This is a genomic window from Pseudomonas sp. HD57-3, assembly GCF_056113135.1.
Window position 1 is genome coordinate 5,368,771 of the sequence record NZ_CM148568.1, and the last position, 15,354, is coordinate 5,384,124.

Here is a 15,354-nt window from a genome sequence, read left to right on the forward strand (position 1 = left end):
GAAACCTGTGGGAGCGAGCTTGCTCGCGATAGCAATCTGTCAGTCGACACTGTCGGTGAATGTCAGTCCGCAATCGCGAGCAAGCTCGCTCCCACAGGTACTTCGGTGTTTGAAGAACCTGCGTCCATCACTCGATCAGGAAGAAAAGATTTCCGTGTAGCGACGAATCCACTGGTCATGCACGGTCGCCAGGAAGGCGTTGTCGTGCATGATCGCCTTCTCCGCGATCTGCTCCGGCGTGAGGATGAACGGGCTCTTGCGCGCTTCGGCGGAGATGATCGCCTTGGCGTTGACCGGGCCGTTGAAGATGTCTTCGGCCATCTTGCCCTGCACCAGCGGGTCGAGGGAGTGGTCGATGAAGGCGTAGGCCAGGTCGGTGTCGCCCGGACGATTCTTCGGCATTACCGAGAGCATCAGGTCGGTGTAGAAACCTTCCTTCATGCCGAACGTGGCGCCCAGGCCATAGTTCGGATCGCGGATCTGCTTGGGGAAAAATGCCGGGGCGTAGAGGCCGCCCATGTCCAGGGAACCGGTGCGGAACAGCTCGGCGATCTGGTTGGGGTTTTCACCCAGAGTCACCACGCGGTCTTTCAGCTCGGCGAGTTTCTTGAAGCCCGGCTCGATGTTGTGCTCGTCACCACCGGCCAGTTTGGCGGCGATGATGATCAGGTCCATCGCCTCGGTCCAGTTCGGCGGCGGCAGGAAAATGCTCGGTGCCAGATCGGCATCCCACAGCGCGGCGTAACTGTCCGGCGCGGTGGTCTGGGTGCGGGTGCTGTAGACCAGACTGTTGCACCACAGCAGGTAACCGATGCCGTGACCGTTGGCCCCGGTGCGGTATTTTTCCGGGACGTCGACCAGATTGGGAATGCGGTTGAGATCGGGTTTTTCCAGCAGTCCGGCAGCGGCCAGACCTTCAGCGCCGACGCCAGCCAGGGTGATGATGTCGTACTGCGGACGGTCACCGCCGGCCTTGAGCTTGGCGACCATTTCCGAGGTGCTGCCGGTGCGGTCGGCAATCACTTTGGCGCCGGTCTTGGCTTCGAAGGTTGCCGCGATATTGCGCAGTGCAGCGAGGCCCGTGTCATCGGACCAGGTCAACAGGCGCAGGGTCTTGCCGGCAAAGCGGGTGTCGCTGGCACTGGCCCGGATGAAGGGCATGCTCATGGCCGCCGCAGCCACCGAGGCCACGCCGACGGTTTTGATGAATTGACGCCTGTTCAGATCGTGCTCGCCCATGTAGGACTCCCATTATTCTTGTAAGTATGAGACTGATCGCAACCCTTGCATCTGCCTGACCGGAATTGCTCAAGCGCCCGGTTTCAAAGGGCTTGAGCGTGGTCTGCGGGTTCATCCTGAGGTCGTGCAAAACACCTGACTATCGATAAAAACTCATTGGAGCCATGACGCCGGCGCATGCCTCGTTGCGAGGCATGCGCTGACCTTTTTCGGGCATTCAGAGCGCGCGGATCACGTGCTTGATTTCCTGAAATACCGCCAGGCCCCACGGGCCCAATTCGCGGCCGATGCTGCTCTGTTTGTAGCCGCCCCACGCTGTCTGCGGGAAGATCACCTGCGGCGCGTTGAGCCACACCAGCCCCGCCTGCAAGGCGTTGGCGACCCGATCCGCGGTCTCGGCATTACGCGTGACCACGCTGGCGACCAGACCGAACTGACTGTCGTTGGCCAGGGCAATCGCCTCGGCCTCCGAAGCAAAACTGCGCACGCAGATCACCGGGCCAAAAATCTCTTCACACCACAGCGCACTGTCGAGGGGCACTTCGGTGAAGATCGTCGGCTGCAAGAAATATCCGCGCGGCAGATCGGCGGGACGATTGCCACCACAGATCAGCTTGGCGCCGGCACTCAGGCCACGGTCGATGTGACCGAGCACTCGCTGGTACTGCGCCTGATTGACCAGCGCGCCCATCTCGACTTCAGGATCGAATGGATCGGCCACACGGATTTTTTCCGCGCGGGCCTTCAAGCGAATCAGGAATTCATCGGCGATTTCATCGGCAACCAGCACCCGGCTAGTGGCCGAGCACATCTGCCCGGCGTTGAAGAAACCGCCGCCACAGGCCAGCTCCACCGCCAGATCCAGGTCGGCGTCTTCCAGAATCAGCAGCGAGGATTTGCCGCCCAGTTCCAGGCTCACGCCCTTAACGGTTTCAGCGGCGCGCTGCATCACTTGCACACCGACGGCGTTGCTGCCGGTGAAGGAAATCTTGGCGATGCGCGGGTCCGCCGACAGCGGCGCACCGACCGCCAGACCGGTGCCGCACACCAGGTTGAACACGCCTTTGGGCAGACCGGATTCAGCGATGATGGTCGCCAGTTCCAGCTCCGGCAGCGGCGTGACTTCCGACGGTTTGAGCACCACGCAGCAACCCGCAGCGAGAGCTGGCGCGAGTTTCCACGCGGTGGTGACCATCGGGAAATTCCACGGCACGATCAGCCCGACCACACCGCACGGCTCGCGGCGCAGACGTGCGCTGAAGTCATCGCTGGGCAGCGGCACATTGCTGTCCTGTTTCGCATCGAGGCCTTCGGCGAGTTCGGCGTAGTACTCGAAGGTGGCGATCACGTCGTCGACATCGATGCCCGCTTCGAACTGCGGTTTGCCGTTGTTGCTCGACTGCAATTTCATCAGATGTTCGCGGCCGTTGCGCACGCCATTGGCGATGTTGCGCAGGATCGCAGCGCGCTCGGCGCCGGTGGTTTTCGACCAGCCTTTAAAAGCTTCGGTCGCTGCCGTTACCGCTTGGTTGACGGCGCTTTCGTCACCGCCATTGACCGTGGTCAGCAGCGCTTCAGTGGCCGGGTTGATCACGCGCAGGTGTTCGCGGCCGGCGGACCATTGGCCGTTGATGTACAGGCCGTCGAGTGTGGTCGGGAAATTGATCATTGGGCCACCGCCTTCATCCATTGGGTCTGGTCGATTTCGATCAGGGTCGGGCCCTGACGATCGGTGGCGGCACGCAATGCACCCCGCAGGTGTTCGGCCGAGCTGATCGCTTCCGCCGCGCAACCCAGGGCCTTGGCCACACCGATAAAGTCCGGGGTGTAGATGTCGACGCCCACCGGCTCGATGGCGCGGTTGACCATGTATTTCTTGATCTCTTCGTAACCCTGGTTATTCCACAGCAGGATGATCACCGGGGTCCGCGCTTCGACGGCGCTGGCCAGTTCCGGCAGGGTGAATTGCAGACCGCCGTCGCCGATCAGGCACACCACCGGCGGACGTGCGCCATGTTCGAGGTTGCCGCCGAGCCACGCGCCAATCGCCGCCGGCAAGGCGTAACCGAGGGTGCCGTAGCCGGTGGACGAGTTGAACCAGCGGCGCGGGCGCTCCGGGTTGAACGTGAGGTTGCCGGTGTACACCGGTTGCGTGGAGTCACCGACGAACACTGCGTTCGGCAATTCGTGCAGCACGGTTTCGAGGAAACGGGTCTGGGCCAGCGTTGGTGCATCCCAGGTCGCGGCCAGGTCTTCACGCAGACGGGCGGCGCGTACCTGACCCCAATCGTTGCGGCGCTCGGCCAGCGGCTTGTGCGACAGCGCACTGAGCAGCGCTTGTGCGGCGTTGCGCGAGTCGGCCACCAGCGCCACGTGAGGCGGGTAGTTACGCACGGTCTGATCCGGATCGATATCGACGCGCAGCAACTTGCCGGGGATTTCGAAACCGCCGGCGAAGGTCACGTCGTAGTCGGTTTCCGCCAATTCGGTGCCGATCGCCAGGATCACGTCGGCATCGGCCACCAAGGCGCGGGTCGCCACCAGGCTCTGAGTCGAACCGATCAACAGCGGATGGCTCGACGGCAGCATGCCTTTGGCGTTGATGGTCAGGGCCACCGGTGCGTCGAGCAGTTCGGCCAGTTCGGTGAGCTCGGCAGCCGCATCGATGGCGCCGCCACCGGCGAGGATCAGCGGACGCTGGGCGCCGGCCAGCAGTTCAGTCATGCGGCTCACGGCGGCCGGCGCAGCACCGGCACGGTCGATGTTGACCGGCACGCTGGTCAGCAGTTCGTCGGCCTCTTCGACCAGTACGTCCAGCGGAATTTCGATGTGCACCGGACGCGGACGTCCGGCCTGGAACAGCGCGAAAGCACGGGCCAATACGCCCGGTAATTCGGACGCCGACATCAGCGTGTGGGAGAACGCCGCCACGCCGCCGACCAGTGCGCTCTGGTTCGGCAGTTCATGCAGCTTGCCGCGACCGCCGCCCAGTTGACTGCGCGACTGCACGCTGGAGATCACCAGCATCGGGATCGAATCGGCGTACGCCTGGCCCATGGCGGTGGTGATGTTGGTCATACCCGGGCCGGTGATGATGAAGCACACGCCCGGTTTGCCGCTGGTGCGGGCGTAGCCGTCGGCCATGAAGCCGGCGCCCTGTTCATGGCGCGGGGTGACGTGGTTGATGCTCGAACGGGCCAGCCCGCGATACAGCTCCACGGTATGCACCCCGGGAATGCCGAACACCTGCTCGACCCCATAATCTTCGAGTAACTTGACCAGTACTTCGCCACACGTCGCCATGTCTTTGCCCTTCTTGTTCGTTGAGGCACCGGGCTTTAAAGGAACCGGTGATTGGCCTCATTGAAACGGGCGACCCGTAGCCGCAACAATCGATAAAAGCTCATACTAGCCATGTCCTCACGTCATACCTTGGATCCACATGAAACGACTGCCTCCCCTGCCCGCCCTGCATACGTTTCTGATTACCGCGCAGTGCTGCAACTTCACCCGGGCCGCCGAGCAGTTGCACATCACCCAAGGTGCGGTGAGCCGGCAGATCGCCGGGCTGGAGGAACATCTGGGTTATGAGCTGTTCATTCGCCTGGCCCGGGGCCTGGAGCTGACGGCCGAAGGTCGCGAATGGCTGCCACGGGTGCAGCAGGTGTTCAGCCTGATCGGCGACTCGGTGGAGCAGATCGGCGCCAAACGCGAAACCTTGCAACTCAAGGCGCCGAGCTGCGTGATGCGCTGGTTGTTGCCGCGACTGCTGCAATGGCAGCGCGAGCGCCCGGACGTGCCGGTGAAACTCACGGCGTCGTTGCAACACGGGGTGGATTTTCATCGCGAGCAGTTCGACGCAGCGGTGATCTACGGCACCGCGCCCCATGACTCACCCGCAACCCTGCATCTGTTCGATGAGCAACTGACGCCGGTCTGCTCGCCGACACTGCTCAACGGTGGGCCGGCCCTGCACACACCGGCAGACCTGCAACAGCACCTGCTGCTGCATCCGACTCACACGGATGACGACTGGACACTCTGGCTTGAAGCCGCCGAACTGCATTTGAGCAACATCGCCAGCGGTCAGCATTTCGAGACGCTGGATCAGGCGATGTCGATGGCGTCCCACGGGACGGGGGTGGCGATCGGCGACTGGTCACTGATCGGCGACGACTTGAACGCCGGGCGACTGGTGATGCCGTTCGATCTGAAGGTGAAGACGGGACTGGGCTATTACATCGTGGCGCCGGCGTCGGAGCCGTCGGCGAAGTTGCAGGAATTGATGGGGTGGTTGGTGGAGCAGGCTCATACGCGTTGAGCCCGGCCTCACCTGATGATCGTTCCCACGCTCCGCGTGGGAACGATCAATACGGTCAGTAACCGACCGTAAACCGCTGACGCGAATGCTTCGGCGTTTCCACTTCGTCGATCAGCGCAATCGCGTAATCGGCAAAGGTAATCGAGCTCTGACCGTCAGCACTCACCAGCAAGTCATCCTTGCCCACACGAAACTTGCCGGTGCGCTCGCCTTCGACAAACAGCGCCGACGGCGACAGGAACGTCCAGTCCAGCTCCTTTTCCTGACGCAGCGCATCAAGGAACGCCGCGCCAGCGCTGGCCTCAGCCTTGTACTCGGCCGGGAAACCGGCGCTGTCGATCACACGGGTGCCGTCCGGCAGCAACAGCGAACCGGCACCGCCGACCACCAGCAGACGTTTCACCCCGGCCTGTTTCACCGGGCCGATCAGCGCGCTGGCCGGCACCGTGGCGAAATGCGCGGCGCTGATGACTACATCGTGGCCGGCGACGGCGTCCTGCAACGCGGCGGCGTCCAGCACGTCGACATTCTTGCTGACCACACCGGCGCGGGCGCCGATCTTCGAGGTATCCCGGGCGATGGCGGTGACGCTATGGCCGCGACGCAGTGCTTCTTCCAGCAGTTGGCTGCCGGCACGGCCGGTGGCACCAATGATTGCGATCTTGCTCATGACATTCTCCAGTTGGCTTGAGAGTGCTGCGTTTTTCAGAATCGGGTTACCACTGCATTTCGCCCTTGGCGACTTTGGCGCTCAGTTCCAGGGAGCTTTCTTCGCCCAGTTTCGGGTAGCGTTTTTTCATCGCGGCAATCAGCGCAGCAGAGTCCTTGGCTTTCGCGGTTTCGGCATCGAACGCCTTGATGTAGTCGGCGGTGAATTTCACCGCCGCCAGCGAACGGGCGCTGTCACCCAGGTAGTGACCCGGCACCACGGTTTTCGGTTTCAGGGTTTCGATCGAGTGCAGGGTTTCCAGCCAGTCGGCGTGGGATTGCGCAGTCTGGGTGTCGGCCATCCACACGTGGATGTTCTCGGCGACAACCACACCACCGACCACGGCTTTCAACGAAGGAATCCACACGAAGCTGCGATCCGGTTGTTTGCCTTCCAGGCCGACCACCTGCAGTTTCTGACCTTCGAGCATCAGGCTGTCGCCCTTGAGCACGCCCGGCACGATGGTTTTGGCCGGCACGTCGGCGCCCATTTTCGGGCCCCAGAAGGCGAGTTTGCCGTCGACGGTTTTTTTGATGTGATCAACGGTCGGTTGCGAGGCCAGCACCTTGGCATCCGGGAAGGCTTTGGTCAGGGTGTCGAGACCGAAGTAGTAATCCGGGTCACCGTGGCTGATGTAGATGGTGGTCAGTTGCTTGCCGCTGGCGCGGATCTTTTCCACCACTTGCTCGGCCTGGGATTTGCCGAACTGGGCGTCCACCAGAATCGCGTCCTTCTCGCCGCTGACCAGCACCGAAGTCACCGGGAAGATCGCGTTGGTGCCTGGGTTGTAGACATCGAGGGTCAGGTTCGCAGCCGCTGCGTGGGCAGCAAAGCCGAGGGTGGCGGTGGCCAGTAAAACGCGCTTGAGGGTGGTGAAGCCGATCATGGGTTGCTCCGCTGTTCGAATGCCGTGCTTGGCGATGGGGACAGAGCTTAGTTGCCAGACTCGTTACAAAAAATGCGATGCTTGAACATAGTTTGTTTCTGAAAGCGGGCAAATCATGGATCGTCTCCAAGCAATGCGGGTGTTTGTCACGGTGGTGGATCTGGGCAGCCAGTCGGCGGCGGCCGATCACCTGGACCTGTCGCGGCCGGTGGTGTCGCGCTATCTGGCGGAACTGGAAGACTGGGTCGGCGCGCGCCTGATGCACCGCACCACGCGCAAGTTGAGCCTGACCGCCGCCGGCAACGAAATCCTGCCGCGCTGCCGGCAGATGCTGGAGCTGTCCGGCGACATGCAGGCCGCCGTCAGCGAACCTGCCGATGCGCCACGAGGTTTGCTGCGGATCAGCGTCAGCACCTCGTTCGGCCAGGCGCAACTGGCCGATGCCATGGCGACGTTCGTCAAGGCGTATCCGGGGGTGAACATCGACCTGCAAATGCTCGATCGCACCGTGAACCTGGTAGACGAGCGCATCGACCTGGCGATCCGCACCAGCAATGACCTCGATCCCAACCTGATCGCCCGGCGCCTGACGGTCTGCCGTTCGGTGGTCTGCGCCGCACCCGCCTATCTGCAGGAACATCCGCAGCCGCAGCGGGTCGAGGAGCTGAGCCGGCACAACTGCCTGACCCATTCCTACTTCGGCAAAAGCCTGTGGCATTTCGAGGAGGATGGCGAACCGGTCTCGGTGCCGGTGCAGGGCAACATCAGCGCCAACGAGGCCAGCACCCTGCTGCGCGCGACCCTGGCCGGCGCCGGCGTGGCGATGCTGCCGACCTATCAGGCCGGGGTGCATGTGCACAGCGGCGAACTGGTTCGCCTGCTGCCCCACGCCGAGCCTCGGCAGATGAACATCTACGCCGTGTATGCCTCGCGCAAGCACATGCCGGCGGCATTGCGCTGCATGCTGGATTTTCTGGTGCAGCGTTTTCCCGAAAACCCGCAGTGGGATATCGGGCTGTAATCCTGTTCGCAGAGCCGCTGGCAACTCCACGGCGCTGACCTATGCTGAAAGTAGTACCCAAGGGTATTCGTTCAGAGGTCAACGCCATGAACACCAGAACAAGAAGATACCTCGCGATTTTCATCACCTGCGCGGCCACGCTGGCGCTGTATGGCACCGCGGCGTGGCGCGTGGAGCAGTTGCGGCAACTGCCCCGTGAGTACGCGAGCTGCAACTTCGAGCGCTGCATCCCTCACAACGCCACCCTCAACGCCCTGCGCTGATAAAGGGCTCAGGCGTCGTCGTTCTGCTCGGCCTTCAAGCGGTCGCGGAACGCCTTTGGCGAGATCCCCACCCGGCGCCGGAACAAACGCGTGAAGTTGGTCGGATCGGAAAACCCCAACACCTCGGACATCTCGTAAATCGTCATGCTGGTGTAAGTCAGCAGACGTTTGGCTTCCAGTAGCTGACGTTCATGCATGATCTGCAACGCAGGCTGCCCCGCCAGTTCACGGCAGGTGCCGTTGAGGTGCGAGACGGAAATCCCCAGGCGATGGGCCAGGTCTTCGACCTTGACGTGCTGGCGGTAGGTTTCCTCCACCAGCTGAATGAACCCGTTGAGGTATTCGCGCTGACGCTGCGGGCGTTGCGTGGCGTTGTGACGGTGGATCGCCTGGCGGCTGACCCAGACCATGATCACGCTGACCAGCGAATGCATGAGCATTTCCCGCGCCGGTTGATGGCCGTTGTACTCGGCCTGCAACGCGGCAAACAGACTGTTGAGGTACTCCGCGTCCTTGCCCGCCGGGTAGCTTTCGGCCTGGGCCAGGGCCTGCACCGCGCTGCCCAGTTGCGCCTGCAAATGGTTGATCAACGGTGTCGCGAGGGTGACGACGAATCCTTCGACGTCCTCGGAAAAACGGAATCCATGCACCGATAACGGCGGCAGGATCTGGATCGCGGCTTCGTTCAGTTGCGTGCGTTGGCCTTCGATTTCAAGCTCTGCCTGACCTTTGAATACGAAGAGCAACTGGCACAAATCGGCGTGGCGGTGGGGTTTTATTTCCCATTGGTGTTCGCGGCTGCGTTTGGAAATGGTTTCACAGTGCAGCAAGTCAGGGGTCGGCCAGTCCAGGCTTTCACCGTAGAGCTTGAACACCGGAATCGAAGGCAGGTCAGGCTTGTTCATCACTTCAATCCAGGCCTCGAGGTTTGCGGGCGATAATCGCACCGATTGGCAGAATGTACAGGTATCGGCTCAGTTTTCACCTTCAATTGACAGACCCGCAAGGGAAAAATGCAAGCACTCGAATCCTGAAAATCATTCACCGGCCGTTGTCGCGTGAAGCTTGCGAGTCATAAAAACAATGAAAACGCTGAAAACCCAAGTCGTCATCATCGGCGCCGGTCCGTCCGGATTATTGCTCGGCCAACTGCTGCACAATGCCGGCATCGACACCCTGATTCTGGAGCGCCAGACACCTGACTATGTGCTCGGCCGAATCCGCGCAGGCGTGCTTGAACAAGGCATGGTAGAGCTGTTGCGCGAGGCTGGCGTGGGTCAGCGGATGGACGCCGAAGGTCTGGTGCACGGTGGTTTCGAACTGGCCCTCGACGGGCGCCGGATCCACATCGACCTGCAAGCCCTGACCGGCGGAAAAACCGTGATGGTCTACGGCCAGACCGAGGTCACTCGCGACCTGATGGCCGCTCGTCGGGAGACCGGCGGACAGACAATCTATGAAGCCAGCCATGTCGTTCCCTGTGGCATGAAAAGCGACAAAGCCTATGTCACCTTCGAAAAGGACGGCGAAACCTGGCGCGTCGATTGCGACTACATCGCCGGTTGCGACGGTTTCCACGGCGTGGCCCGACAGTCGATTCCCGAGGACTGCCTGAAAGTCTTCGAACGGGTTTATCCGTTTGGCTGGCTGGGGATTCTCGCCGACACGCCACCGATTCACGATGAACTGGTCTACGCCCGTCACGAGCGCGGCTTCGCGCTGTGCAGCATGCGGTCGGCGACTCGCACCCGTTATTACCTGCAAGTGCCGGCCGAAGAAAACGTCGATGACTGGTCGGATCAGCGTTTCTGGGATGAACTGCGCAATCGTCTGCCGGAGGATCTGGCACAGAAACTGGTGACCGGTCCGTCGATTGAAAAGAGCATCGCGCCGCTGCGCAGTTTTGTGGTCGAGCCGATGCAATTCGGGCGGATGTTTCTGGTCGGCGATGCGGCGCACATCGTTCCGCCGACCGGCGCCAAGGGTTTGAATCTGGCGGCCAGCGATGTCAGCACGCTGTTCAGGATTCTGCTGAAGGTTTACCGCGAAGGTCGCACTGACTTGCTGGAGAAATACTCGGAGATCTGCCTGCGCCGGGTGTGGAAAGCCGAGCGGTTTTCCTGGTGGATGACCTCGATGCTGCACCGCTTCGACGAGCATGATGATTTCAGCCAGCGGATCTGTGCTTCGGAACTGGACTACTTTGTCAGCTCGGAGGCCGGTCAAAAAACCATTGCAGAAAATTACGTCGGGCTTCCTTATGAGGCTATCGAATAGCTTCCTACCGACTTACACTGGCGAGCACTCACCCGCTCGCCCTGGCACTGCGGGTCAATCACTGCCCGCAGGTTCGCCCGTGACCAATCTCAACCATCCCGAAACGCCCAAACCGGCCATTCGCAGCGTGCTGGTCGCGCTGATGATGGCGATCTTTCTCGGCGCGCTGGACCAGACCATCGTCGCCGTTTCCATGCCGGCCATCTCCGCCCAGTTCAAGGACGTCAGCCTGCTGGCCTGGGTGATTTCCGGCTACATGGTGGCGATGACCGTGGCGGTGCCGATCTACGGCAAGCTCGGTGACCTGTACGGGCGGCGCAAACTGATGCTGTTCGGCATGGGCCTGTTCACCCTCGCCTCGCTGTTCTGCGGCATGGCCCAGAGCATGGAGCAACTGGTGCTGGCGCGGATCTTCCAGGGCATCGGTGCCGGCGGGATGATTTCGGTGAGCCAGGCGATCATCGGCGATATCGTGCCGCCTCGCGAACGCGGGCGTTATCAGGGTTACTTCAGCAGCATGTACGCGGTGGCCAGCGTCGCCGGGCCGGTGCTCGGCGGTTACATGACCGAGTACCTGTCATGGCGCTGGGTGTTCCTGATCAACCTGCCGCTGGGCCTCGGCGCGTACTGGGTTGCGCGGCGCAACCTGATCGGCCTGCCGATTCCGCAGCGCAAACCAGTCATCGATTATCTCGGCACGCTACTGATGATCATCGGCCTGACCGCGCTGTTGCTGGCGATCACTCAGGTCGGCCAAGGCCATGCGTGGCGCAGCAGCGAAGTGCTCGGGCTGTTCGCTTGCGCGGTGGCGGTGTTGGCAGTGTTCGTCTGGCACGAGCGGCGCGCCCGGGAACCGTTGCTGCCGATGCACCTGTTCACCAACCGCAGCGCGCTGCTGTGCTGGTGCACGATTTTCTTTTGCAGCTTCCAGGCGATTTCCCTGATCGTGCTGATGCCGCTGCGCTTTCAGAGCGTGACCGGCGCCGGGGCCGACAGCGCGGCATTGCACCTGCTGCCGCTGGCGATGGGTTTGCCGATCGGCGCGTATTTTGCCGGACGTCGCACCTCGATCACCGGGCGCTACAAACCGCAGATTTTGACCGGCGCGCTGCTGATGCCGATCTCGATCCTCGGCATGGCCTTCAGCCCGCCGGATGCGACATTGCTCAGCAGCCTGTTCATGTTGCTCAGCGGGATCGCCGGCGGCATGCAGTTCCCGACGTCGCTGGTCGGTACGCAGAACTCGGTCGAGCAAAAGGACATTGGCGTCGCCACCAGTACCACCAACCTGTTCCGCTCTTTGGGCGGTGCGGTGGGCGTGGCATTGATGTCGGCGCTGTTGCTGGCGTTGTTGCAGGACTCCAGTTTCGCCCACCTGGCCGGCAGCTCGCTGATGAGCGAAGGGCATTCCGGCAACGTGCTGCTCGATGGCCTGAACGCGGCACCCGGCGATGCGCAGAATGCCTTGCGTGCCGAGTTGCTGGTGACGTTCCGGCATTTGCTGATGGTCAGCGCGGCGGTGTCGCTGCTCGGGCTGGCGGCGGCAATTGCGATGCCCAACCGGTTGCTGCGGGGCCGTGAGCATGGCGCCCGCTGATTGATGCCGATGGCTCCCACGCGCGGCGTGGGAGCCATCACGAATCAAGCACTGTAATAACCGACCGCCACCAGCATGTTCCCGACCTTCTTCAAGTAGGCATGCTTGTCCTCGACCTTACCGGTCACCGGGTTTTTCCAGCGGTACTCGTACTCGCCCTCATCCTGTTTGCCGATCAACGCCAGAATCGGTTCGCCCACCGGTTTGCCTTCCGGGTCATCGACCTTGGCGAAATCGGTGTTGATCAGCCGCAGATTGGTGCCGTGGGCGACGTAGCGCCGGTTGTCGAGATTGACCACGAACACATACAGGTCGTCCTGCAGGTAACCGCCCTTGAGCGAGTTGATCGCGGACAGCGTGCCCTTCTCGTCCTTGGTCAAATCGGTGGCCGCTTTGTCGAGCAACGCTTTCGCCTGCTCCGCCGACGCGCGCGGCAGGTAATAACCCACCGCCAGAATCCGCTGACCGATGCGTTGATAGTAAACGTGCTTGCGCTCGACCTTGCCGTCTGACCAGTTCTGCCAGCGGTATTCGGCCTGCTGGATGCCGTTGCCTTCCGGTACTTTCAAGGCGTCCTTGAAGGACTTCTGCAAGTCCGGCCCGAGGACTTCGCTGACGTCGCGACCGATCAATGCCGACGACGGCCCGCCGCTGGCGAGCATCACGCCCTTGGTGTCGACCACGAACACGTAACGGTCCTTGTCGACGAACTCGCCCTGACGGCTGAACGCCGCGAACGCCTTGTCGCCGTTGTCGTGGTAATAGGCCAGAGCCTTTTCCAGCAAGGCGATGGCGGCCTTGCTGTCGTCTTTTTCCGTGGTGGCCGCGTTGGCCTGACCGAAACTCAACAGCAGCACCGCGCCGAGCCAGGCCAGCTTGTGCACAAACCCCATGACGCATCCCTCGTTCTTGTTGGTGTTTCAAGAGCGTAGACGGCCTGAAGGCATGTATGGATATTCAGAAAGCTTCTGAATGTTGCTATGGCGAGGGCGTTCGCGCCCTCGCCACACAAGAGGCTTACGGACGGGCGTTGAGTTGCTGCTGCAGGTTCTGGATCTGCGCTTGCAGGGTGTTGATGTTGCGAGTCATCTGCCCACGGAACGCATCGAACTCGGCAGTGTTGGTGCCGCCCTGCGCAGCGGCCGGACGGTTGTCCTGCTCGCTTTTGAGGATGACGATTTCCTGCTCCAGACGGTCGATGGCGGCGTTTGAGCCACCCTGTTTTTTCAGGGCCGTGATGTCGGCACCGAGGCTTTTGAACTGCGCATCGAAACCCTTCACCTGTGCATCGAAGCTCTTGAGCTGGGCGTCAAGCTTGCTGGTGTCGGCCGGGGTGCTTTTCAGCGTGGCCAGTTCGGCGCTCAGGGCTTTGACCTGGGCTTGCAACTGGGTGTTGGCGTTCTGTTGTTCGGTGGTCTGGGCGGTCATCTGCGCCAGACGCTTGTCCAGATCCGTCGCCTGCCCGGCCACGCCCTGCTGCTGTTTGCTCTGATCCTGAAGCGCACTCTGCAGCTGTTTGATCTGCAGCTTGAGGGCTTCGCTGTCGGTGGTGACGTTGGTCTGGCTGGCCACGACCTTGCCGGAAATGTCCTGCAGGCGCCCCGCCGCTTCCTCACTGATGCGCGCGAAACTTTCCTGGGTCGCCACCAGTTGCTGCTCCATCAGCGAAATCTGCTGGAAGCTCCACCAGGCCAGACCAATGAAGGCGAAGAACAATGCGCCGACCAATGCCCACAACGGCCCGGTGCTGGCGGCCTTGACCTTGACCACAGGCGGCGTGCGCGAATGCACGGAGGTGCGGGCGGTGGCCGGGAAATCGTCGTCATCGAGGGTATCGGCGCGCAGGCTCGGTACATCGTCGAAATCGTCGTGGGCATCGTTACGCATGGACATTGAGGCAACCTTTGTGAAACGCGGTGATGGCAGATTGGCGCGAAGTATAAACCCCGCGGCCGCTGGGGTTGACCCTCAAGCCGTGGCGCGGTTCAGTGCCGGCCGGCAGATTCGTATCAACGAATGTCCTGAGCCTTCCACCAGCCACAGAACTCATCGAGGGCCGTCCACAGACTGACTTTCGGATCGTAGTCCAGATAATGCCGGGCGCGACTGATGTCGAGGGTGAAATTTTTGTTCATCACCTGCATGCCCAGGCGCGACAGGGTCGGCTCGGGACGCCCGGGCCAGAGCTTGCACACCCCCTCGTTGAGCGCCGCCACGCTGTAGGCCAGTCCGTAGGAACGGTACTTGGTGACCTGTGGGACTTCCATCTTGCGCATCACGTAATTGACCACATCCCACAGCGGCACCGGAGCGCCGTTGCTGATGTTGTAGGCCTTGCCCAGCGCGGAGGCGTCGGCCAGCAGACTGCTGAGCAGCGCTTCGTTGAGGTTGTGCACGCTGGTGAAATCGACCTTGTTCAGACCGTTGCCGATGATCGCCAGACGGCCCTTGCGCTGCATGTTCAGCAAGCGCGGGAAGATGCTCATGTCGCCGGCGCCGGTGACGAAACGCGGGCGCAGGGCGAGGGTTTCGAGGCCGAATTCCTGGGCGCCGAAGACCTTTTGCTCGGCCAGGTATTTGGTCGCGGCGTAGTGATGCTTGAAGCGCTTGGGCACTTGTTCTTCGGTCAGGCCGAGATGGTCGCGACCGTCAAAGTAGATCGAGGGCGACGACAGATGCACCAGCCGCCGAACCCGTTGCTTCAGGCAGGCCTCGACCACGTTTTCGGTGACTTGCACGTTGCCCTGATGGAAGTCCTGATACCGGCCCCACAAGCCGACCGCACCGGCGCAATGCACCACGGCTTCGACATCGCTGCACAGCGCACGCACCAGATCCGGATCGCTCAAATCGCCTTGAACGAACTCGGCGCCGCGACGCACCAGATGCTCGACACCCTCGGCCCGGCGACCGTTGACCCGCACGTCCAGGCCCTGCTCCAGGGCGAAACGCGCAAAGCGTCCGCCAATGAAGCCGCTTGCGCCGGTGACCAGAATTTTCATGTAAAGCTCCGCTGTCTTTCGTTTTGCCTGATTCGTGAG

At 62.0% G+C, this 15,354-nt stretch carries 14 protein-coding genes; 5 read left to right on the forward strand and 9 right to left on the reverse strand.

Annotation, left to right across the window (positions count from 1 at the left end; all coding sequences use genetic code 11):
• Window positions 1-135 precede the first annotated feature (135 nt).
• From AC0R79_RS24280 to AC0R79_RS24290, 3 genes are all read right to left on the reverse strand, one after another.
• Window positions 136-1,239 (reverse strand): extracellular solute-binding protein, encoded by a 1,104-nt coding sequence (locus AC0R79_RS24280; protein WP_474731922.1) that lies wholly within the window; start codon window positions 1,237-1,239, stop codon window positions 136-138.
• A 217-nt stretch (window positions 1,240-1,456) separates the two neighbouring features.
• Window positions 1,457-2,908 (reverse strand): aldehyde dehydrogenase family protein, encoded by a 1,452-nt coding sequence (locus AC0R79_RS24285; RefSeq protein ID WP_474731924.1) that lies wholly within the window; start codon window positions 2,906-2,908, stop codon window positions 1,457-1,459.
• A complete protein-coding gene (locus AC0R79_RS24290) occupies window positions 2,905-4,542 on the reverse strand; it encodes a 5-guanidino-2-oxopentanoate decarboxylase (protein ID WP_127799643.1) in 1,638 nt (545 codons plus the stop codon). Before AC0R79_RS24290 ends, AC0R79_RS24285 begins: the two co-directional genes overlap by 4 nt.
• Window positions 4,543-4,681: 139 nt before the next feature.
• On the opposite strand from AC0R79_RS24290, the gene AC0R79_RS24295 reads away from it, so the two are divergent.
• On the forward strand, window positions 4,682-5,560 hold the full coding sequence (locus AC0R79_RS24295) for a LysR substrate-binding domain-containing protein (protein WP_074688417.1): 879 nt from the start codon (window positions 4,682-4,684) through the stop codon (window positions 5,558-5,560).
• A gap of 55 nt (window positions 5,561-5,615) precedes the next feature.
• On the opposite strand, the gene AC0R79_RS24300 is transcribed toward AC0R79_RS24295, so the two are convergent.
• Window positions 5,616-6,230 carry an NAD(P)-dependent oxidoreductase gene (locus AC0R79_RS24300; RefSeq protein ID WP_474731928.1) on the reverse strand — a complete coding sequence of 205 codons (615 nt, stop codon included), beginning with the start codon at window positions 6,228-6,230 and terminating at the stop codon, window positions 5,616-5,618.
• A 46-nt stretch (window positions 6,231-6,276) separates the two neighbouring features.
• A complete protein-coding gene (locus AC0R79_RS24305) occupies window positions 6,277-7,155 on the reverse strand; it encodes an MBL fold metallo-hydrolase (protein WP_474731930.1) in 879 nt (292 codons plus the stop codon).
• A gap of 115 nt (window positions 7,156-7,270) precedes the next feature.
• Between AC0R79_RS24305 and AC0R79_RS24310 the strand changes: the two genes are divergently transcribed.
• Window positions 7,271-8,176 (forward strand): LysR family transcriptional regulator, encoded by a 906-nt coding sequence (locus tag AC0R79_RS24310; protein WP_474731931.1) that lies wholly within the window; start codon window positions 7,271-7,273, stop codon window positions 8,174-8,176.
• Window positions 8,177-8,262: 86 nt separating this feature from the next.
• A complete protein-coding gene (locus tag AC0R79_RS24315; protein WP_007953274.1) occupies window positions 8,263-8,439 on the forward strand; it encodes a hypothetical protein in 177 nt (58 codons plus the stop codon).
• An 8-nt stretch (window positions 8,440-8,447) separates the two neighbouring features.
• On the opposite strand, the gene AC0R79_RS24320 is transcribed toward AC0R79_RS24315, so the two are convergent.
• A complete protein-coding gene (locus tag AC0R79_RS24320; protein ID WP_007953272.1) occupies window positions 8,448-9,344 on the reverse strand; it encodes a helix-turn-helix domain-containing protein in 897 nt (298 codons plus the stop codon).
• A 178-nt stretch (window positions 9,345-9,522) separates the two neighbouring features.
• Here AC0R79_RS24320 and pobA point away from each other — a divergent pair, with 178 nt between their 5' ends.
• Together pobA and AC0R79_RS24330 are read left to right on the forward strand one after the other, a co-directional pair.
• Window positions 9,523-10,716 (forward strand): 4-hydroxybenzoate 3-monooxygenase, encoded by a 1,194-nt coding sequence (gene pobA, locus AC0R79_RS24325; protein WP_474731936.1) that lies wholly within the window; start codon window positions 9,523-9,525, stop codon window positions 10,714-10,716.
• A gap of 79 nt (window positions 10,717-10,795) precedes the next feature.
• A complete protein-coding gene (locus AC0R79_RS24330) occupies window positions 10,796-12,313 on the forward strand; it encodes an MDR family MFS transporter (RefSeq protein WP_103387419.1) in 1,518 nt (505 codons plus the stop codon).
• Between the two features lie 44 nt (window positions 12,314-12,357).
• On the opposite strand, the gene AC0R79_RS24335 is transcribed toward AC0R79_RS24330, so the two are convergent.
• From AC0R79_RS24335 to AC0R79_RS24345, 3 genes are all read right to left on the reverse strand, one after another.
• A complete protein-coding gene (locus tag AC0R79_RS24335; RefSeq protein WP_085606706.1) occupies window positions 12,358-13,206 on the reverse strand; it encodes a cache domain-containing protein in 849 nt (282 codons plus the stop codon).
• A gap of 124 nt (window positions 13,207-13,330) precedes the next feature.
• A complete protein-coding gene (locus AC0R79_RS24340) occupies window positions 13,331-14,206 on the reverse strand; it encodes an ATPase (RefSeq protein WP_127799655.1) in 876 nt (291 codons plus the stop codon).
• Between the two features lie 116 nt (window positions 14,207-14,322).
• Window positions 14,323-15,315, reverse strand: coding sequence for an NAD-dependent epimerase/dehydratase family protein (locus AC0R79_RS24345; protein WP_085684455.1), 993 nt, complete (start codon window positions 15,313-15,315; stop codon window positions 14,323-14,325).
• Between the last annotated feature and the right edge of the window lie 39 nt (window positions 15,316-15,354).

Excerpts from the sequence above, each read along its gene's own strand:
- AC0R79_RS24280 (WP_474731922.1), bottom strand. The coding sequence starts at position 1,239 with ATGGGCGAGCACGATCTGAACAGGCGTCAATTCATCAAAACCGTCGGC.
- AC0R79_RS24285 (WP_474731924.1), bottom strand. The coding sequence starts at position 2,908 with ATGATCAATTTCCCGACCACACTCGACGGCCTGTACATCAACGGCCAA.
- AC0R79_RS24290 (WP_127799643.1), bottom strand. The coding sequence starts at position 4,542 with ATGGCGACGTGTGGCGAAGTACTGGTCAAGTTACTCGAAGATTATGGG.
- AC0R79_RS24295 (WP_074688417.1), top strand. The coding sequence starts at position 4,682 with ATGAAACGACTGCCTCCCCTGCCCGCCCTGCATACGTTTCTGATTACC.
- AC0R79_RS24300 (WP_474731928.1), bottom strand. The coding sequence starts at position 6,230 with ATGAGCAAGATCGCAATCATTGGTGCCACCGGCCGTGCCGGCAGCCAA.
- AC0R79_RS24305 (WP_474731930.1), bottom strand. The coding sequence starts at position 7,155 with ATGATCGGCTTCACCACCCTCAAGCGCGTTTTACTGGCCACCGCCACC.
- AC0R79_RS24310 (WP_474731931.1), top strand. The coding sequence starts at position 7,271 with ATGGATCGTCTCCAAGCAATGCGGGTGTTTGTCACGGTGGTGGATCTG.
- AC0R79_RS24315 (WP_007953274.1), top strand. The coding sequence starts at position 8,263 with ATGAACACCAGAACAAGAAGATACCTCGCGATTTTCATCACCTGCGCG.
- AC0R79_RS24320 (WP_007953272.1), bottom strand. The coding sequence starts at position 9,344 with ATGAACAAGCCTGACCTGCCTTCGATTCCGGTGTTCAAGCTCTACGGT.
- pobA (WP_474731936.1), top strand. The coding sequence starts at position 9,523 with ATGAAAACGCTGAAAACCCAAGTCGTCATCATCGGCGCCGGTCCGTCC.
- AC0R79_RS24335 (WP_085606706.1), bottom strand. The coding sequence starts at position 13,206 with ATGGGGTTTGTGCACAAGCTGGCCTGGCTCGGCGCGGTGCTGCTGTTG.
- AC0R79_RS24340 (WP_127799655.1), bottom strand. The coding sequence starts at position 14,206 with ATGTCCATGCGTAACGATGCCCACGACGATTTCGACGATGTACCGAGC.
- AC0R79_RS24345 (WP_085684455.1), bottom strand. The coding sequence starts at position 15,315 with ATGAAAATTCTGGTCACCGGCGCAAGCGGCTTCATTGGCGGACGCTTT.